This is a genomic window from Arminella tubonensis, from assembly GCF_003240585.1.
Classification (GTDB): domain Bacteria; phylum Pseudomonadota; class Alphaproteobacteria; order Rhizobiales; family Rhizobiaceae; genus Rhizobium; species Rhizobium tubonense.
On record NZ_PCDP01000043.1, the window covers coordinates 1 to 15,373 of the forward strand.

18 protein-coding genes and 1 pseudogene are annotated in these 15,373 nt (G+C 56.4%); 10 read left to right on the top strand and 9 right to left on the bottom strand.

Going from position 1 to position 15,373, the window contains the following annotated elements; genetic code table 11:
* Window positions 1–632 precede the first annotated feature (632 nt).
* The 3 genes from CPY51_RS21735 to CPY51_RS21745 form a co-directional block, all read right to left on the bottom strand.
* Window positions 633–1,700 (bottom strand): hypothetical protein, encoded by a 1,068-nt coding sequence (locus CPY51_RS21735; protein WP_146260158.1) that lies wholly within the window; start codon window positions 1,698–1,700, stop codon window positions 633–635.
* 328 nt (window positions 1,701–2,028) lie between these two features.
* On the bottom strand, window positions 2,029–2,514 hold the full coding sequence (locus CPY51_RS21740) for a type II toxin-antitoxin system YhaV family toxin (RefSeq protein ID WP_111162329.1): 486 nt from the start codon (window positions 2,512–2,514) through the stop codon (window positions 2,029–2,031).
* 1 nt (window position 2,515) lies between these two features.
* Window positions 2,516–2,851, bottom strand: a complete 336-nt coding sequence (locus CPY51_RS21745; protein WP_111162330.1) for a type II toxin-antitoxin system PrlF family antitoxin — start codon at window positions 2,849–2,851, stop codon at window positions 2,516–2,518.
* Between the two features lie 372 nt (window positions 2,852–3,223).
* On the opposite strand from CPY51_RS21745, the gene CPY51_RS34120 reads away from it, so the two are divergent.
* The 3 genes from CPY51_RS34120 (at window position 3,224) to CPY51_RS34125 (ending at window position 4,492) form a co-directional block, all read left to right on the top strand.
* A complete protein-coding gene (locus CPY51_RS34120; protein WP_195909595.1) occupies window positions 3,224–3,370 on the top strand; it encodes a transposase in 147 nt (48 codons plus the stop codon).
* 204 nt (window positions 3,371–3,574) lie between these two features.
* Complete coding sequence (locus CPY51_RS21755; protein ID WP_111162332.1) at window positions 3,575–3,949, top strand: hypothetical protein; 375 nt, start codon at window positions 3,575–3,577, stop codon at window positions 3,947–3,949.
* Between the two features lie 306 nt (window positions 3,950–4,255).
* Complete coding sequence (locus tag CPY51_RS34125; RefSeq protein ID WP_420820727.1) at window positions 4,256–4,492, top strand: hypothetical protein; 237 nt, start codon at window positions 4,256–4,258, stop codon at window positions 4,490–4,492.
* Window positions 4,493–4,773: 281 nt separating this feature from the next.
* On the opposite strand, the gene CPY51_RS21765 is transcribed toward CPY51_RS34125, so the two are convergent.
* The gene (locus CPY51_RS21765; protein WP_275540491.1) at window positions 4,774–5,028 is read right to left on the bottom strand and encodes a LysR substrate-binding domain-containing protein; all 255 of its coding nucleotides are present in this window, start codon (window positions 5,026–5,028) and stop codon (window positions 4,774–4,776) included.
* 79 nt (window positions 5,029–5,107) lie between these two features.
* Here CPY51_RS21765 and CPY51_RS21770 point away from each other — a divergent pair, with 79 nt between their 5' ends.
* The 6 genes and pseudogenes from CPY51_RS21770 to CPY51_RS21795 all read left to right on the top strand — a co-directional run bounded on the left by CPY51_RS21770 (window position 5,108) and on the right by CPY51_RS21795 (window position 8,052).
* Window positions 5,108–5,464: a VOC family protein gene (locus CPY51_RS21770; RefSeq protein WP_111162334.1), complete on the top strand. Its 357-nt coding sequence runs from the start codon at window positions 5,108–5,110 to the stop codon at window positions 5,462–5,464.
* A 41-nt stretch (window positions 5,465–5,505) separates the two neighbouring features.
* Window positions 5,506–5,778, top strand: coding sequence for a hypothetical protein (locus CPY51_RS34130; protein ID WP_111162335.1), 273 nt, complete (start codon window positions 5,506–5,508; stop codon window positions 5,776–5,778).
* Window positions 5,779–5,783: 5 nt separating this feature from the next.
* Entirely contained in the window at window positions 5,784–6,134 is a 351-nt protein-coding gene (locus CPY51_RS21780; RefSeq protein ID WP_111162336.1) for an ArsR/SmtB family transcription factor, read from the top strand.
* The gene (locus tag CPY51_RS21785) at window positions 6,127–6,621 is read left to right on the top strand and encodes an SRPBCC family protein (protein ID WP_111162337.1); all 495 of its coding nucleotides are present in this window, start codon (window positions 6,127–6,129) and stop codon (window positions 6,619–6,621) included. Before CPY51_RS21780 ends, CPY51_RS21785 begins: the two co-directional genes overlap by 8 nt.
* Window positions 6,622–6,688: 67 nt before the next feature.
* Window positions 6,689–6,991: pseudogene (locus CPY51_RS21790) on the top strand (transposase); the annotation flags it as partial.
* Window positions 6,992–7,281: 290 nt separating this feature from the next.
* Window positions 7,282–8,052 (top strand): SDR family NAD(P)-dependent oxidoreductase, encoded by a 771-nt coding sequence (locus CPY51_RS21795; protein WP_111162380.1) that lies wholly within the window; start codon window positions 7,282–7,284, stop codon window positions 8,050–8,052.
* Window positions 8,053–8,249: 197 nt separating this feature from the next.
* On the opposite strand, the gene CPY51_RS21800 is transcribed toward CPY51_RS21795, so the two are convergent.
* From CPY51_RS21800 to CPY51_RS21810, 3 genes are all read right to left on the bottom strand, one after another.
* On the bottom strand, window positions 8,250–9,833 hold the full coding sequence (locus CPY51_RS21800) for a Na+/H+ antiporter (RefSeq protein WP_111162338.1): 1,584 nt from the start codon (window positions 9,831–9,833) through the stop codon (window positions 8,250–8,252).
* Between the two features lie 226 nt (window positions 9,834–10,059).
* The gene (locus CPY51_RS21805) at window positions 10,060–10,767 is read right to left on the bottom strand and encodes an HAD family hydrolase (protein WP_111162339.1); all 708 of its coding nucleotides are present in this window, start codon (window positions 10,765–10,767) and stop codon (window positions 10,060–10,062) included.
* A 409-nt stretch (window positions 10,768–11,176) separates the two neighbouring features.
* A complete protein-coding gene (locus CPY51_RS21810) occupies window positions 11,177–11,743 on the bottom strand; it encodes a tyrosine phosphatase family protein (RefSeq protein WP_111162340.1) in 567 nt (188 codons plus the stop codon).
* A 273-nt stretch (window positions 11,744–12,016) separates the two neighbouring features.
* Here CPY51_RS21810 and CPY51_RS21815 point away from each other — a divergent pair, with 273 nt between their 5' ends.
* Window positions 12,017–12,943, top strand: coding sequence for a GGDEF domain-containing protein (locus CPY51_RS21815; RefSeq protein ID WP_244598748.1), 927 nt, complete (start codon window positions 12,017–12,019; stop codon window positions 12,941–12,943).
* 527 nt (window positions 12,944–13,470) lie between these two features.
* Here CPY51_RS21815 and CPY51_RS21820 read toward each other — a convergent pair.
* Both CPY51_RS21820 and CPY51_RS21825 read right to left on the bottom strand, forming a co-directional pair.
* Window positions 13,471–14,517 (bottom strand): NAD(P)-dependent alcohol dehydrogenase, encoded by a 1,047-nt coding sequence (locus CPY51_RS21820; protein ID WP_111162341.1) that lies wholly within the window; start codon window positions 14,515–14,517, stop codon window positions 13,471–13,473.
* 561 nt (window positions 14,518–15,078) lie between these two features.
* A complete protein-coding gene (locus CPY51_RS21825; protein WP_111162342.1) occupies window positions 15,079–15,372 on the bottom strand; it encodes a hypothetical protein in 294 nt (97 codons plus the stop codon).
* Window position 15,373: the final 1 nt, after the last annotated feature.

Here is a 15,373-nt window from a genome sequence, read left to right on the forward strand (position 1 = left end):
GCCACCGCGCGATCTTGCGGCGTTCATCCATGTCGATCTGGGAGTAGGTGCGTTTCATGTCATGTTCCTTGCAAGCGATAAGCCGCTGTTATCTATCGCAAGTCGCACTTCATCCTTGAACCCACCCCCGCTACAAAACAATGTCACATAACGTATGTTATGGAACATCCAGGCGCACCTAGCTTCTGTCACCTTGTAAAAGCCGCACAGGTTTTGCTCAATCCGTATTGTTTTGAACTCATATGCCCCTCTGGATTGCCTCAATGTGTGTTGCTGTTAAAAGCGACGCTTTAGCTAATTCCGACAATTCATTGAATCGATCAGGCGTTTTCATTTCATGGCGAGCAGCTTTGCGCTGTTTAGAAGCGGTGCAAAGCCCAGACATTCCAGGCCTGCCGCCCAGCAAAATCTATATCTGATGATGTGGACAAGAAGCCGATCACCAGGGCCGTAACACTATAGCGATCGCAGTTTCTCGGCACTATGGAGCAAGTGCAGATCGACGAGGCATCCTCTAGGCTGAATGCGCACGCGGCCTGGCTTCGCAACGAAGCTCATGATGACCGCGCATAGGATGATAAGAACGCCACATCCGAACTCCGGAAACATGATCGATCCGCTCGTCATGCAGTTCATCTTAAGCACCCGGACGCGCGCGAGTCGGTCTTTTGCACCAGAAGGAAAAGCCGATCATTTCCGTTCACCAACAACGCTTGATTTTCGATGGGAAGTTGAAAGACGTCGGTGGCAATCCCCGCGACCTCGCGGCTCTTGTCGACCGAATCCCATTTTTTCTCAGCGTTCAAGGTGTAGAGACCGTCCCTACCCGCGCTTGCCACCATGACGCCACTTGGAAACTCGATTGGAGCGGTGACAACCCATTGTGGCAAGCCGACCGATATTGTCTTGCCATGCACTTTGACCAATGTGCCGACGTAAGTCTCGACGCCCTCGAAGTTTTCGTCGGTGGGTGTTTCCTGTAGGGCCGCAGGAAGTGTCGGGTCCAGAGGAGGCCACGACACGATGACGTTTTGCTCATTTCGCTTCAGGAAGATGTGTCTGTCCGGCGTGACACGCGCTGCCTCAATGCCTTCAAAACCCCTGTCGAAAACCGTCAAGTTGCCGCGATCGTCCCGCGCATAGATATAACCTTCGGCGGTGAACAAAAGCAGCTTCAGCTCGGGCAGGTCGAACACTCTTCCCGGCGACTTCCCACCGATGCGCGTATCCCAGTATAGCTGCTCGACCTGCCCAGAAGGCCTAAGCAAATAAAGGCCCGAATTGTCCGAGATGGCCGTGCCTCCCAAACGCGCCACGTACGCCGCTGAAACAGGATGAACGAACGGCTTTCCGTCGGCCGCATAGAGGCGCTCGAACTGTGTCTCACCTGGTCGAAGCCTGAAGACTCCGAGTTTCCAGCTCACGCCAACTACGTCTCCCGTCGAAGTGTCGGTGGCATACTCGTCTTGATAATGGTTGGGGAAATCGCCTCCGAACGGGACGAACGCCCCAGCGGCATTGATCGTCCAGACACCACCGCGGTTCAATGGGAAAATAATCGGGCGACCCAATCCACTCACGGTGACGACCTTCGACGTCAGCCGAAACGACTGGTAGACGTCGGCTTTGGTTGGCTCGCCGTTTTTGACTGGAATGAGACATAACGGCGATGAGTTGCCGGAGAAGATACTGGCGGACATTGCTAGCGTTGGCAGCAGAGCCGCGATGATGACGGCAAAGAAGAAGGCTTCTCGATGGCGTATCATTCTAAGAACCTCGGGGCCGCAAGCGACATGCCAGCCTTGCGCGCACAAGTCCGGCGGGCGGCATCAGTCACGCTACACTGGTTGGCATCACACGCCATGGGCACATTTACGGCATTATGGAGCAAGTGCCACAAGATGCCGCAGAACCCTGAACTCCTCAATACTGGAGAGTTGTAATTACGTCGTCATATCCCATGCGTGATTCCGGCGCGGCGGAGAGCACGGCGCGAAGGACAAGCTTCTCAAAGATTAGCAGTCACGATCAGGAGTGAGAAGTTTTTGCCAGTCGTGCAACAGCTTTAGGGTCAGAAGCCTGCTTGTGCAGCGCGTCCCAGTCGTCAGGCGGGTTGCCGTTGTCCAGCATCCCCTTGAAGACTTTGTAGGCGTCCGTTTTGGAACCGTAAGTCCGCAAGCTGTTCTCGTCGTTTACCCAAGCGAAGATGATGACCTTGCTGGCGCTGTTATAGCGGAAGAACAGCCGGAAACGGCCGTTGCCGAACTTAGCGCGAAACCAGTGCTTGCGATCATCGCCAAGGGTGGAGCCTTGGCGATAGATCGCTGCCGTCGGGTCCGACGGGACCGTGACTGTGACGAGGTGGACCAAGGCCGCGAGCAGCTTGGCGTCGGCGGATTTTTTATAGTCCTCCGGTTTCTTCGTCTTGAGCGCCTCGACCGTCTCGATCAGCCTTTCCCACTGGTCGAGAAAAAGAGGGTGCGAGAGGACGGTCCAGCCATTGATCGTCAGCATGTCAGATCGAGACGTCCCCCTCGATCTCGGCATCGAGATCGACCGTCATGCCTGCCGTGAGGGCAATTGCCCGGTCAAGCAAGGACTTCGGAAACGGTAGGACGGATTTCTCGGGATGCTTGGTCATATCCCTCGCGAGAAATTCAAGAAAACGGTCGATCACGGGATCGGCGGTTTCTTCAACCTCGGCCTTCTGGACATACACACGACGCTGCTCATCAACGAAAAAGGTAATGCGCCCGCCATAGTCAACATCCAACGCCTGCCGAACGGACTTCGGTACGGTGGTCTGTCCCTTGGCGGTGATGGTGCTATGTTCTTTCAGTAGCACTCCCATGACGAGCCTCCATGAAATCATTCGAGCAGAATGTAAGGAATATCCCTTACCATGTCAACCACTGCCTACGACCTCCATACGCACTACCTCCAAGCCTGCGCAGAGATAGCATCAACTTTGATACAAATGGGGCGCTGACCTCCTGCTTCCGTCCTTTCGATGGAGCTGCCCGCCTAGGTCCCGCGTATCGAACGGAAAACTGAACATGCTCCAGCAGCGAATCCCCATCTTGAAGCCGAACTCCGACGACCCCTTCTCCACAGGAGACCGGAGGTTCGAAATACAACTGTTGCGCCTGGCCTGACCCGAAAAAAGCTTCGGACAGCATCCGCTCCTCCGTCAGGATGGCCGCGATCTCGATCCCGAGAAGGTTTGGTCTCTCACCGAACACGACGCTACGGCCTGTTCGTAGACTTCCGCTGGGCCCACAACGGCGGCAATCGGCACTGCCCTCGCTGCGGATGCCTGGAGCCGTACAGCGTCCGGCGTCGCCGCTTCCGATACTCGGTGGGCATGTAGCTTGGCGTGGGACCCTCAAACTCGGTCTACGAGAGGCACCTTCCGGAGATATGGCACAACAGAAGGCCCGCTTAGGCGGAGCTTGTCGCCGATGGCCGCAGGTGTGTACGTTTGACGCCGCTCGCAGGACATCCTCACTCCGGGACGCATCTTGAAAATGCCTCTCTCGATCACGATGTCAGGCTAGAACTTGGAGCCACGAAAATGCTGTATCTTATTGCCGTCCTGTGTGCTGTCGTGTGCACATTTTTCGTTGCACGTTACTTCGCCGTCAAAACCCGGCTCGTCGAAAAGGCCATCGAAGACACGATCACCCGCAAGTTTTCGGCCTCTGGTCCGGGCGCCGCACTAAACCGTCTGAAGGAAGAAAACGTCGTGATGCGTAATCTGCTTATCGACATGATCGAAAATGAGACTTCCGTTCCAACGGCCACCTCTAGCCCGCCTTCTGAAGAACAAGCCCGAGCGATAAATGCCAGAATACGAAGAAGACGGGAAATCTTTGGGGAAGCAATTTTCGTTCTTCAACAGGCGGAGACATCGTCTACCCGTGACCACAATCTGAAGATCCATGGCTGACTAGCTATTGGGGATTACAGGAAAGAGTTCGGTTGGCGGCGTCGCCGGATCAAGGTGGGAACCTTTGTGCGCCCGCTCGGCTTCGGCGGAGATTTAAGATGGCCGCTACCTTCAGGCCGCAGAGAATTGTTCGATGCACTGGGTCGATTATGCCACTCGATGTGGTTCAATAGTTCTAGCACCCGCAAAGCCCCGAGCGAAGTTGCGAGTAACCATTTCATCGCTACCATAGGTAATTGAAAGGATTTTAGGCTATTGCTTCCTCCCTTAGGGGAGAGTGCTGTGCCGTTCTATTTTCGAAAATCAGTGAAAGCTGGTCCATTCCGCTTTAACTTCTCCAAAGGCGGAGCTGGCGTTCCTGCACGTCCGTGGACCACCTCAGTTCCGAGCAAATATCCGGCCAAACAGCCAACGAAGGCGAGCGAACCAATGGCGGTCAGCATCCCAAGCGCCGTGACAGTTCTGGACGGATCAGCCCCGAGTGCGCCGATAAAGAACCCGATAAGTGCGCCCGCCGCCGTCCCCCACATTGCCAGCACTTGAATGAGCTTTTGCTCCGCATGATCAATCATTGCGTCCATCCTCCCAGATTTCGGCCACATTACACGATTTTCGCAGGCCGCCAAATTCAGGCGCGGCGCTGACCTCGTCTCACACCGAAACTGTCACCGCCGTTGACCACGTGACGACTGCCACCGAAAGAAGCTTACTCTGTGTGGGGTTCGGGCATTCAACATTGCAATGGTACATCGGTGTAAACCTGCAACTCCGCCACGGCCGTGCATGGCGTCGGGGCTTCAATGATATCGCCCAATTGCCTATCGTCAGGGGCGAAACAAATTTTCCGCCATGAACGTTACAAAGGCCTGTATTTTTGGAGACAGATGTCGGCTCGATGGCCAGAGGACGCGGAATTCGCCAACGTCCTCGACATGGTCGGCCAGAACGGAGACGAGGCTTTGATCGGCAATTTGCCTGCCGATGGTAAAAAGCGGCAAGCAGGCGACACCAAGCCCAGCTTCGGCCATGCTGATCAGCGGTTCGAGCGTGCTGGCCATCGACGATATTGGCAGCTCCAAACTCCTCGCACTCTACTTCAGCCGCCGGTTTCGTGAATACATGGCAGACCGGGCTCGCTAATCAACTGGGAGAACCACATTGGCCGTCATTGGAATTGATCATGTTCAATTGGCGATGCCGCTCGGACGGGAAGACGCAGCTGGCGGCTTCTACGAGCGTCTGCTTGGCCTAAAGGAAGTCGCAAAGCCCCCGCATCTCGCAGCCCGGGGCGGGTTCGAGGGGAACGGTGTCAGAATTCATTTGGGGGTTGAGGATGATTTTTCGTCCGCAAGGAAGGCCCATCCGGGCCTCGTCGTTAGTGACCTCCCCTCCCTCGCGGCTATGCTGGGCGCAGCCGGGTTTCCGACATCGGCAGACCAGCCGCTGGAGGGATACGACCGAAGATATGTCAGCGGTCCTTTCGGCAATAGAATTGAGCTGATGCAGGTAAAATGAGATCGTAGGTGACTTTTCGCAGACGGGACTTTGGGAAGACAATGGCCATACCACTGACAACTAATTCACAAATCAACCTGACCGGAGAAGTGCAAAGCATACTGCTGGTGCCGGACGGGCTGAACGAATGGGGCATCGTTGTCCTCGGCGGATCAAGCGGTCGGATAGATGTTCAGCGTGCCTCCCTCTTCGCCAGCCTCGGCATCAAGTCACTGGCATTACGATGGTTCGGCGCAGAAGGCCTGCTGCTCGCCGATCACCTAGCGGCCGAACTCGGCCCCTTGCCTGATGCCGATCCGCGTGCTAGACACTGAACTATATGGTTCAGTTTTCGACAGCTCGCCTCGATGCCTCCTTTGCCGCGCTCTCGGACGCCACTCGACGCGGTGTTCTGGAGCAGCTCGGGAATGCTGATGCTTCGATCACGGAGCTTGCTGAGAAGTTCCACATGACCCTGACGGGCATGAAGAAGCATGTCGGCGTCTTGGAGCAGGCGGGGCTGGTGACGACGGAGAAGGTCGGGCGCGTGCGGACCTGCAGGCTCGGCCTGCGCGGGCTCGAGGAAGAGGCTGCGTGGATCGAAGCGCGCCGCCAAATCTGGAATGCACGCTTCGATGCGCTGGACCAAGTCATCGAGGCCCTAAAACGGAAGGAGAAAGCCGATGGGTGACAGATCGAGTAACGGCCGCACGGCGGTCGAACGGAGGTCCGAGCGCGAACTCGTCGTGACGCGCACCTTCAACGGTCCGGTTCGTCTCGTGTTTGACGCGTGGACCAAGCCCGAGCTGTTCAAGCTGTGGTGGGCGCCGAAGTCGAGTGGCGTCCCCCTACTTTCCTGTGAGATGGATGTTCGCACCGGGGGCAGCTATCGCATCGCGTTTGGACACGACGCCTCAGCCTCCATGGCCTTCTTCGGCAAGTATCTCGAAGTGTCGCCGCCTTCGCGCCTTGTCTGGACCAATGACGAAAGCGATGACGCCGCCGTCACCACGGTGACCTTTGAGGAAGAGGAGGACGGCAGGACCCTGCTAGTACTGAAGGAGCTCTATCCCTCGAAGGAAGCGCTCGACGAGGCTTTCGTCGGCATGGAAGACGCGATGCCCGAACAGTTCGAACAGTTGGATGAACTTCTCGTCACCTTGGGCGCGAGCGTGTGACAGCCCGGGCTTCAACTCAATCGGCCATGCCTAAAGCAGGGACGAGACAGGGAATTGGCGCAGCTCAGTCTGCGATCTGAAGCCAAAGTGCTGCCCGAACATGGTCGCTCGAAAGGTCCCGCGCGATGTGAATACGGATGCGCGTGATGTCGCCCGTGCCCTGGTCGGGACGCCGGAATGCGAGCGTACCCGGCACCTGCGTAAGAAGGGCGAAATGCTGTTCGCGCATCTCAAGCGGATATTGAGACTTGGCCGCTTGAGGTTGCGAGGTCCGCTAGATGAGTTTCTACTGGCCGCAACCGCCCAGAACCTTCGGAAGCTCGCAAAATTGCGACCTTTCATCGCTTCAATCTGCCCGACGGCGGCATAAGGAGCACGAAATACCAACCAAACAGCCTATCGCCAACGATCAAGCCCGATTAATCAATCAGGGCCTGACCCACGGAACTTCAGTTCCGGGGCAGCGGGCTCGTAGAACTCGCGACTAAATCAACGAAATCCGCCCCAACGCGGTTCTGACGCTTCGGGTTGGCCAATCAGACACAAGAGACGTTGGAGAACCGCCCACGGGTCAAAGAGATCCGACGCGGCATGCGCAGAACATCTGGCATCAGCACGTCGACGCTGCCATAAATGAGCTTCATCGAGGGAGGCATCATTATGCAGAAGAATGCGCCGGATTTCAGCCTTGCGGGCAAGGTAACTTTCATAACGGGAGCGAGCCGTGGCATCGGTAGAGCTTGCGCACTTGCTTGTGCCGCGGCAGGCTCCGATATTGTTTTGGGGGTCCGTGATGTCGCAGCGTCGGCAGACCTGGTTGCCGAACTTGAGGGTGCGGCACGAAAAGTTGTCCCCGTTGAATTGGACATTCCGAATAAGGCCCACATCGCACAAGCCATCGACGCGGCACTCGCTGCGTTCGGTCGGATAGACGTCCTTGTCAATAACGTCGGCGTGGCTCCGGGCAATCTGGCGGAACTCGTCGAGGAGAAGGACCTTGACGAAATACTCGATGTCAACATCAAGGGCACTTTTCTGATGACGCAGGCAGTAGGTCGTCAAATGATCAAGCGCAATGGCGGCCGGATCATCTGCATCAGCTCACAGGCCGGTACCGTAGCACTGCGCGGCGAGGCAATCTATTGCATGAGCAAGGCGGCGATCAACCACCTCACACGCTGCCTTGCAGCCGAATGGGCGCGCTATAATGTCACCGTAAATACCGTATCGCCGACGTTCATCCACACGGATGGTACAGCGCCTTTCTTATCCGATGCGGACAATCGCAAAGCGACGCTCGATCACATTCCACTCGGCCGGATCGGTGAAACCGATGACGTGGTGGGTGCCGTAGTCTTCCTCGCATCACCGGCTGCGAGCCTAATCACGGGCGCGAACCTTCTCGTGGACGGTGGATGGTCCGTCGCCTGAGGCCTAGGCGCGTCCTAGAGAATAGTCACAGTTGCACGAACACAATACGCCTGCTTGTCGCCGCATCAGCGATCGAGAAAGCTGCTATATTCAACGTCGCTGCCGAATGATGGGAGGCTGCGACGATGCATGGCAGATGGGAAGCGGGCGGTGGCACCCTGCGCCCCACAGGGCTTCAAATAGCCCCCAAAAAGCCATCAGGATTTCGCAGAAATTGCACTCAGCTCTTCTAAATCCAGGTCCCGTTCCAGCTCGTCCAGAGTTTCGTCGTCAATATCGCCGGCGCGGTGAAGCCGTATGAGTTCACGGCGACCAGTCGCGACTGCCTGCAGGACTACATCGAAATGGGCTTGGAGGAGCGGCGTGTACTGCTCCGTGCGCTCGGCATAGTCGACAATCTTCTCGGCTCTGACCTGATACCGCTGCAGCAATTGTGGGTGAATAAGATTGCCTTGACCGTCATAAGCCAGCGTTTGGATGGTTGCAAATTGCGCCTGAGCCATGGCGGCTTCGGCCTGGCTCATGCTGAAGCGAGGCTTGCTCGATTCTGGCTCTGTCAACCGCGCCCACGTAATCAAGCGCCCTAGCGTGGTACCTTGCAAAAGCACGGTCCCAAGAATGATGGCAAATGAAGCCACAAGGATGAAGTCGCGGCCAGGGAAGCTTTCAGGCACGCTCAGTGCCAAGGCAAGCGTGACCACGCCGCGCACGCCCGCCCAGCTGAGCACGGTGGCGCCCCGAAACCCGAGAGGCGTGTATCGATCCAGCGCCAAGAGGTTGCATAGCCGGACTACGAAGTCAGATCCAAATGCCCACGCAAAGCGCGCGAGAATGAGCGCGATCAGGATCACGAGTATCGGCAATCCCATCGTTGCCATCACAACGTCGAATCCGCCACCGCGTTCAACGACCCCTCGCAAGGATAAGCCGATCAATATGAAAACCGTGGCTTCCATTAGAAAAACGACGACGGTCCAGAACGACGTACCGCGCATGCGTGTTGACGCTGACAGGACGGTATGCTGGTGCCAACTCATGATTAGACCGGTGGTTACGGTGGCGATGACACCGGAAACATGGATCAGTTCGCCGAGAAGATAAGAGATCCATGACAGGAGAGCGGTGGCGGCGATGATCAGATATTCGTCGCCTAGCCGGCGCACGAGCAGGACCCATGCTGTGCCGACGGCGATGCCGACGACGGCGCCGCCGAATGCCAGCAGGAAGAAGCTGCCCACCGCATCCGCTGTGCTGAAGGAACCGGTTATTCCAGCGGCGATGGCGAAGCGAAAGAGCACCAGACCGCTCGCGTCGTTGAGCAGGCTTTCGCCCTCCAGCAGGATTTGAAGACGCCGGGGCAGCTTTACACGCTCGAGCACCGCACGAGCAGAAACAGCGTCAGGTGGCGAAACGATCGCTCCCAGCGCAGCGCAAGCCGCCCAGGGAAGCGAGGGGAACAACAGGTGGGTCACCACAGCAACGACGGCGAAAGTGAAGAAAACCGCACCGACGGCGAGCGACGTGATCCCGATCACATGGTGGCGCAAACGGCCAACGGCGATAGACCATGCGCCATCCAGAAGCAGAGGCGGCAGGAAGATGACCAGCACCAGGGCCGGGTCAATTTCGATAGTCGGCAGGCCCGGCAGGAAGGCAAGCAGCCCGCCACCGGCGAGCAGCGCCACGGATGGCGGCATTCCCAACCTGTGACCGGCGTAGTGAAGTACGATGATCGCTACAAACATAACGATTACCAGCTCGAATAAATAGGTTGGTTCCATGCGCTCGCCTTAAGTGTGGTCTCTTCTTAATCGACCTATTAAAGGGTTTGTCCCGTCGGAACGCAATCGCGCAGAGCGCTGCCGCGCCAGATGCTGACCTGCCACGAGTATTTCCGAGCCCCGCCCGGCTCAGCCTCTTGACGCAGCCCGTTACTTCAACAGAACGAGTGGAATAGTCGCGTCTGTCGCCGAGGAACTGAAGAAAAGGCTTATGAACCATTCTAACTTAAACGAGCGTTCCAATCAGTTGTACAAGCTCGCCGAGGCTATTAATTTTCCGGAACCTGGGCGTTGAAATGGGTGTCTCGAAATGCTCCACCACCCATGTTATTGGCTGGGGCACATGCACTCCCCAGTAGCCCGCCTCAAGGGCCGGTATCACATCGGATTTCAAGGAGTTCCCAACCATCATCGCTCGCCCCGCCCGCATGCCGTGCTTCTCCGATATCCGGCGATAGGTCTCGACATTTTTGTCCGAAACGATTTCCACGGCCTCAAAAAATTTTCTCAGCCCAGATTCCTCCAGTTTCCTCTCTTGATCGAAGAGATCGCCCCGCGTAATCAGCACCAATCTATAGACACCGGACAACTCAGCGAGGGTTTCAGCGACATGCGAGAGCAGTTCAATTGGATGCTTCAACAATTCGTGCCCGCTTGAAATGATGCTCTTAATCAAGCTGAGAGGTGCCCTGTCTCCGGTTAGTTCAATGGTGGTTTTTATCATGGATAGCGTAAAGCCTTTCACGCCAAAGCTGTAAAGCGGTAGGTTGCGGAGTTCCACCTCACGCAATTTTTTCGTGATTTCGGCGTCGTCGCCAAATCCGGCGAGTAGATTGATCAGCCGTTGTTCCGCTTGCCTGTAGAAATCAGCATGCTTCCAAAGGGTGTCATCGGCATCAAAACCGATCAAGGAGAATTTTCCATCAACGGACATCGGTCATTTCCCTTTTATTACCCGCGCGCATCATTAAACTGCCTGACCATCAAGACGAACAGGATCACTGTCACAGGGAAAAACGGGCGCATCTCTTGTGATTCAAATTGCGCCATTATCGGCATCGATCGGGCGCCAGGAAGCCCATTGCGGAATTCCTAGGCTGCTCTAGCGCCGGGCTAGACCCACACCGGAACATAGAGGTTTCCTGGCAATTGCCGTTTCGCACCAGACCAAAATCCATCGGCCTTCAGATGCCACTCCAACTACATCCGTTTTATCCTTATATATCTGCTGGTTATAGCATATTGTTGAAATGGCAGATTCCACCACTCGCCTTTGCTTTCAACAAATGGGACGTGAAAATGGCGGGGTTCTTGACCTCGCGTCGCAGCTTTGTCGTGCTTCGCTACAGCGCCATGGCGACCTCGCGTCCGCGGCCGAGTTCACTCATCCAATCCGAGAGTGTCGCGTTGGATTTTATCTGGGTTCCATAATGACGCCGGAGCGCTGCGACCAGCCGGCCCTCCCGCTCAAGCTGCTCGTCGGCAAATTGGATCATGAGGGAGTTCGGCCAGGCTTGCGGCCGGATCTCGCGTAACACTTCGAAGATACGATCCTCGTCCTTGTCAGGTTGAGCCTGTGCCATGATGGCCGCCATGGCAGCTGTCGAGCGCGAAACGCCCATATGGCAATGCACAAGAAGACGGCTGGGCGCCTCGCTATCGATTGCCGCACCGAAATCCAATATGGTTTCAACATGGGACGGGTTCGGCAAAATCATACCCGGATGCGGATCGATAATGTCGTGCATTCGCAGCACAAGTCGGTGCACCATTCCAAAACGCTCGAAATCAACGATTTCAGGCAGGTCTGGATCGACGAGCGAAAGCACGTGCGTGACGCCGCTTCTCGAATGGCCGACCAGTTCCTCCAGGCCGCAAATGACTTGACCGGGGACCTCTAAAATCTGCATGTGACTACTTCCTTGCCATAATTAGGTTCTTGAAGAGGCGGCGACGCCGATCGCGCCGGCGACACGACCACGATTCGATGTCCGTCGTGAAGACACAATAGCCTGCCGGCACTCCGGCCGCACCACTCCGCTGTCCAGCGATTTGTTCAAAACACACGTCTCGACCTATCGACGGTTGATCTAATTCATCGTTGCGAACCAGACGAGCAGAAGATTTTAAACATTAGGTGCTAGCGTTTGCAACGCCCTCGAAATCGCAGCTTAAGACAGACAATGGACGAGACAGATCTGATTCCACCGCCAATTCTTGCGTCGATGCTGATGCGAATGTTTGAGTTCGCGCCCATTGCCATGGCAATCACGACGAGCGATGCGGCAACGTCGAGCTATGTGAAAGTCAACGATGCGTATTTGAAGCTTACGGGCCGCAAATGGAGTGACATCCGCGGCAAGAAACTGACCACCGAGGGGGCTGCGATCGACAGCCCCGCCCGCGACCGACGCCATCGCCTGCTTGCGGACGAGGGTGCGTACGTTCTTGAAGAGGTGGATATTGTCCATGCCAATGGGACAGAGATCCCGACGTTGATCTCAGCCCAGCGAACCGTCGTCAACGGTGTGTCTTTTGACGTCGAGGTCATACTCGATGTGTCGGCGCGAGTGAAACTTCAACGCGAGATGGACCTAGCGTTAAGAAAAGCCGCTATGACCGATGCCCTCTCCGGCCTGCCGAATAGAGCCTGTTTCGAAGAATTCATGGCACATTCGATATCGCACGCACAGACTTCCAACAAGCAGCTGAGGCTGGCATTCATCGACCTTAACGGCTTCAAGATTATAAACGACACGATGGGCCACGCCGTTGGCGACGAGATCCTGAAAGTGGTCTCACAGCGCCTGCGCGAGAAGTGCCGATCGACGGATTTCGTCGCGAGGATAGGCGGCGACGAATTCGTGGCTCTGCTCGAGACCGATCCCATCGGCGTCAACGAACATATCGAGCTGCTGAAGCGCATCATGGAAAGGGTATTCGAGCCTATCGGGTTGGATGGACGCACGATCAATATCGGCGCGGCGATCGGTGTAGCGCTGCTGGACCCATCCAGGGATACCCCCGCGACCCTTTTGAAAAAGGCCGACGAACGCATGTATTTCGCCAAGGCTTCCGGCGATCGCCTTCGCATGGAGATAGCAGGATAACTCCGGGGATAAAAATATGGCCGACCACGCGGGCTTCAAAGCTCGCGGGATCGGCCATTTGTCCTATCACACCTTATTGCGTCAGGCGGACAACGTCCCCATCGGCCGAGGTGCACGCGGACGAGATGGTGTAGAAAAGGTCCTGGCGATCCCACCCGCCGTCTTCCCGAGCATGTGTCTGTGTCTTCTCGCAGCCAAAGTAGTCCTGGACCGGCATTATCGTGTTCGCAGGCAATTGCCGGCCGTGGACATAGCCTTGGCTCTAATATCGTCTTTTATGAATATACATTCGAGCCGCTAACAGATCGTCGCAATATTCCTTTGCATTTTAAGCGAGCTGTCGTTGCGCCCTGAAACCGGACAACAATCGCTGGTTTCGCAAGCGTTCGCATGGGACAGGCTGCTTCAGCAGCGTTTAGAGGCGCCCGCTTGGCAAGTGGCACAATCGAACGCGAAATGCGGGCTAGCCCTTGCAGGGGCAGCACGCATTCCTCATTTTGAGTTGGCAAACGGCTGTCGTCCGGAGGCTACTGGTCGAGCCTGATCTGCAATTTCACGTCGGAGGGGCGGGCTTCGGTCGCACGCTCAAAGGCCTTGATCGAGTCCTCGAAGCCGAATGTTTCGGAGATCAGCGGTTTCAAATCGACGCGACCCGAGGCGATCAGCGCAATCGACCGATCATACTGATGTGCATAGCGAAACACCGTTTCGATCCGGATTTCCTTGGTCGATGCCGTGGAAATGTCAAACCCGACCGGAGCAACCGGCAGGCCGACGGCGACGATCACACCGCCTGGGCGCGGTAGATCCATGACCGTTTCCCATGCCTTCGACGAGCCGGAGCATTCAAAGACGACATCGGCGCCCCAGCCATCAGTCAAACGGTTGACCTCTTCGACCAGATTGGTCTCCCGGATATTGACTGGAATGACGCCCTGATACTTGGCGGCGATGTCGAGCTTCGGCTGGGCGAGATCGGCAACGATCGCCCGGGCGCAACCGCCGGCAAGGGCCGCAATCGCAACCATGGTGCCGATTGGCCCGGCACCGAGCACCACAGCGGTGTCGCCTGGGGTGATTTTCGCCTTGGTCGCGGCCTGCATACCGACGGCAAATGGTTCGACCATGGCGCCTTCGGCGAAGCTGACATTATCAGGCAGTTTGAAGGTGTAGTTGGCCGGATGCACAACGAAGGGCGTGAGGACGCCATGGATCGGCGGAGTTGCCCAAAACCGCACTGCGGGATCGACATTGTACATTCCAAGACGGCTCGCCCTCGAATTCGGATCGGGAATGCCCGGTTCCATGCAAACACGGTCGCCGATCTTAAGATGGGTAACGCCCTCCCCGACCTCGACCACGGTGCCCGCGGCCTCATGGCCGAGCACCATCGGTTCATTGACGATGAAAGGACCGATCCGGCCGTGTGTAAAATAATGCACATCCGAACCGCAAACGCCGACAGTGTGGATCTTGATCTTGACCTCTCCCGGTCCGACTGCCTGCGGCAGGTCGATGTCACGCAATGCCAACTCATGTTGGCGCTCAAGAACCAGGGCACGCACCTTCGTCATCACGACATTTCCTTTGCGTCTATGTCTAGGATTGGTCTCGCTGTTCGGCGAGAGCAGATGCATGTGTTTATATAGGTTGGGATGAGCGGGATAAAATGATTTTCGCCGATTCGGCGCATCAAAGAGCAATTTCGTAGATCCGTCGCTCCAGCACCGTCCGATGGAAACTTTGCTTGCCGAGCAGCCGCCAAACATCGCACGTGGCGTCGAGTGTTCCAACCTGTCGGCCTCCCCAGCATGCCCCAAAACTGGCACACTAGCCATCTTCTGCACCGGGGTTGTGCCTTTCACGCCGCTACAATATGATAATTGGCTACATTATAGGCATCTTATTTAGGAAAGTTTCAAGCAAGCTTACTCGATCAATATCCTTGACTATTGTTTCAGCAGGCACAATTCATCGATGGGGAGCATTAAATCGATCATGGCCTACGATTGGACTGGACAACGCGCGCGTCGGGCAAGGACGCTTCGTTTGCTAAGCATCGCCTTATTTCTAATTTTGTTGGTCGGACTACCAGCAATATTCCTGCAATAGCTCCGCTCGAACGATGCCGGTTTTCATTTTCCATTATTCCGGTTTGTTTGCTTCGCGATTACATCCGCCTGCGTGACAGTCAGGTAGGGCGAGCTGACCTGTCCGGCTCCGATATTCAACGCATCGCCTAGCGGCTCGTCCCCGCTTTGGCGATCGGGGCGATCATGCTTGGCATTGGCGGTCGCCTTTTCATCCTGCCACACGCCCTTGAGATCGGGGCGATCCTTGGCTTCGGCCAGGCCTTCGACGCCGGTCACCGTCGCCTGTTTTGCTGAGGGGCCCGAGTTCATTTCGTTGTCGACTGGATTGCCGGTCATG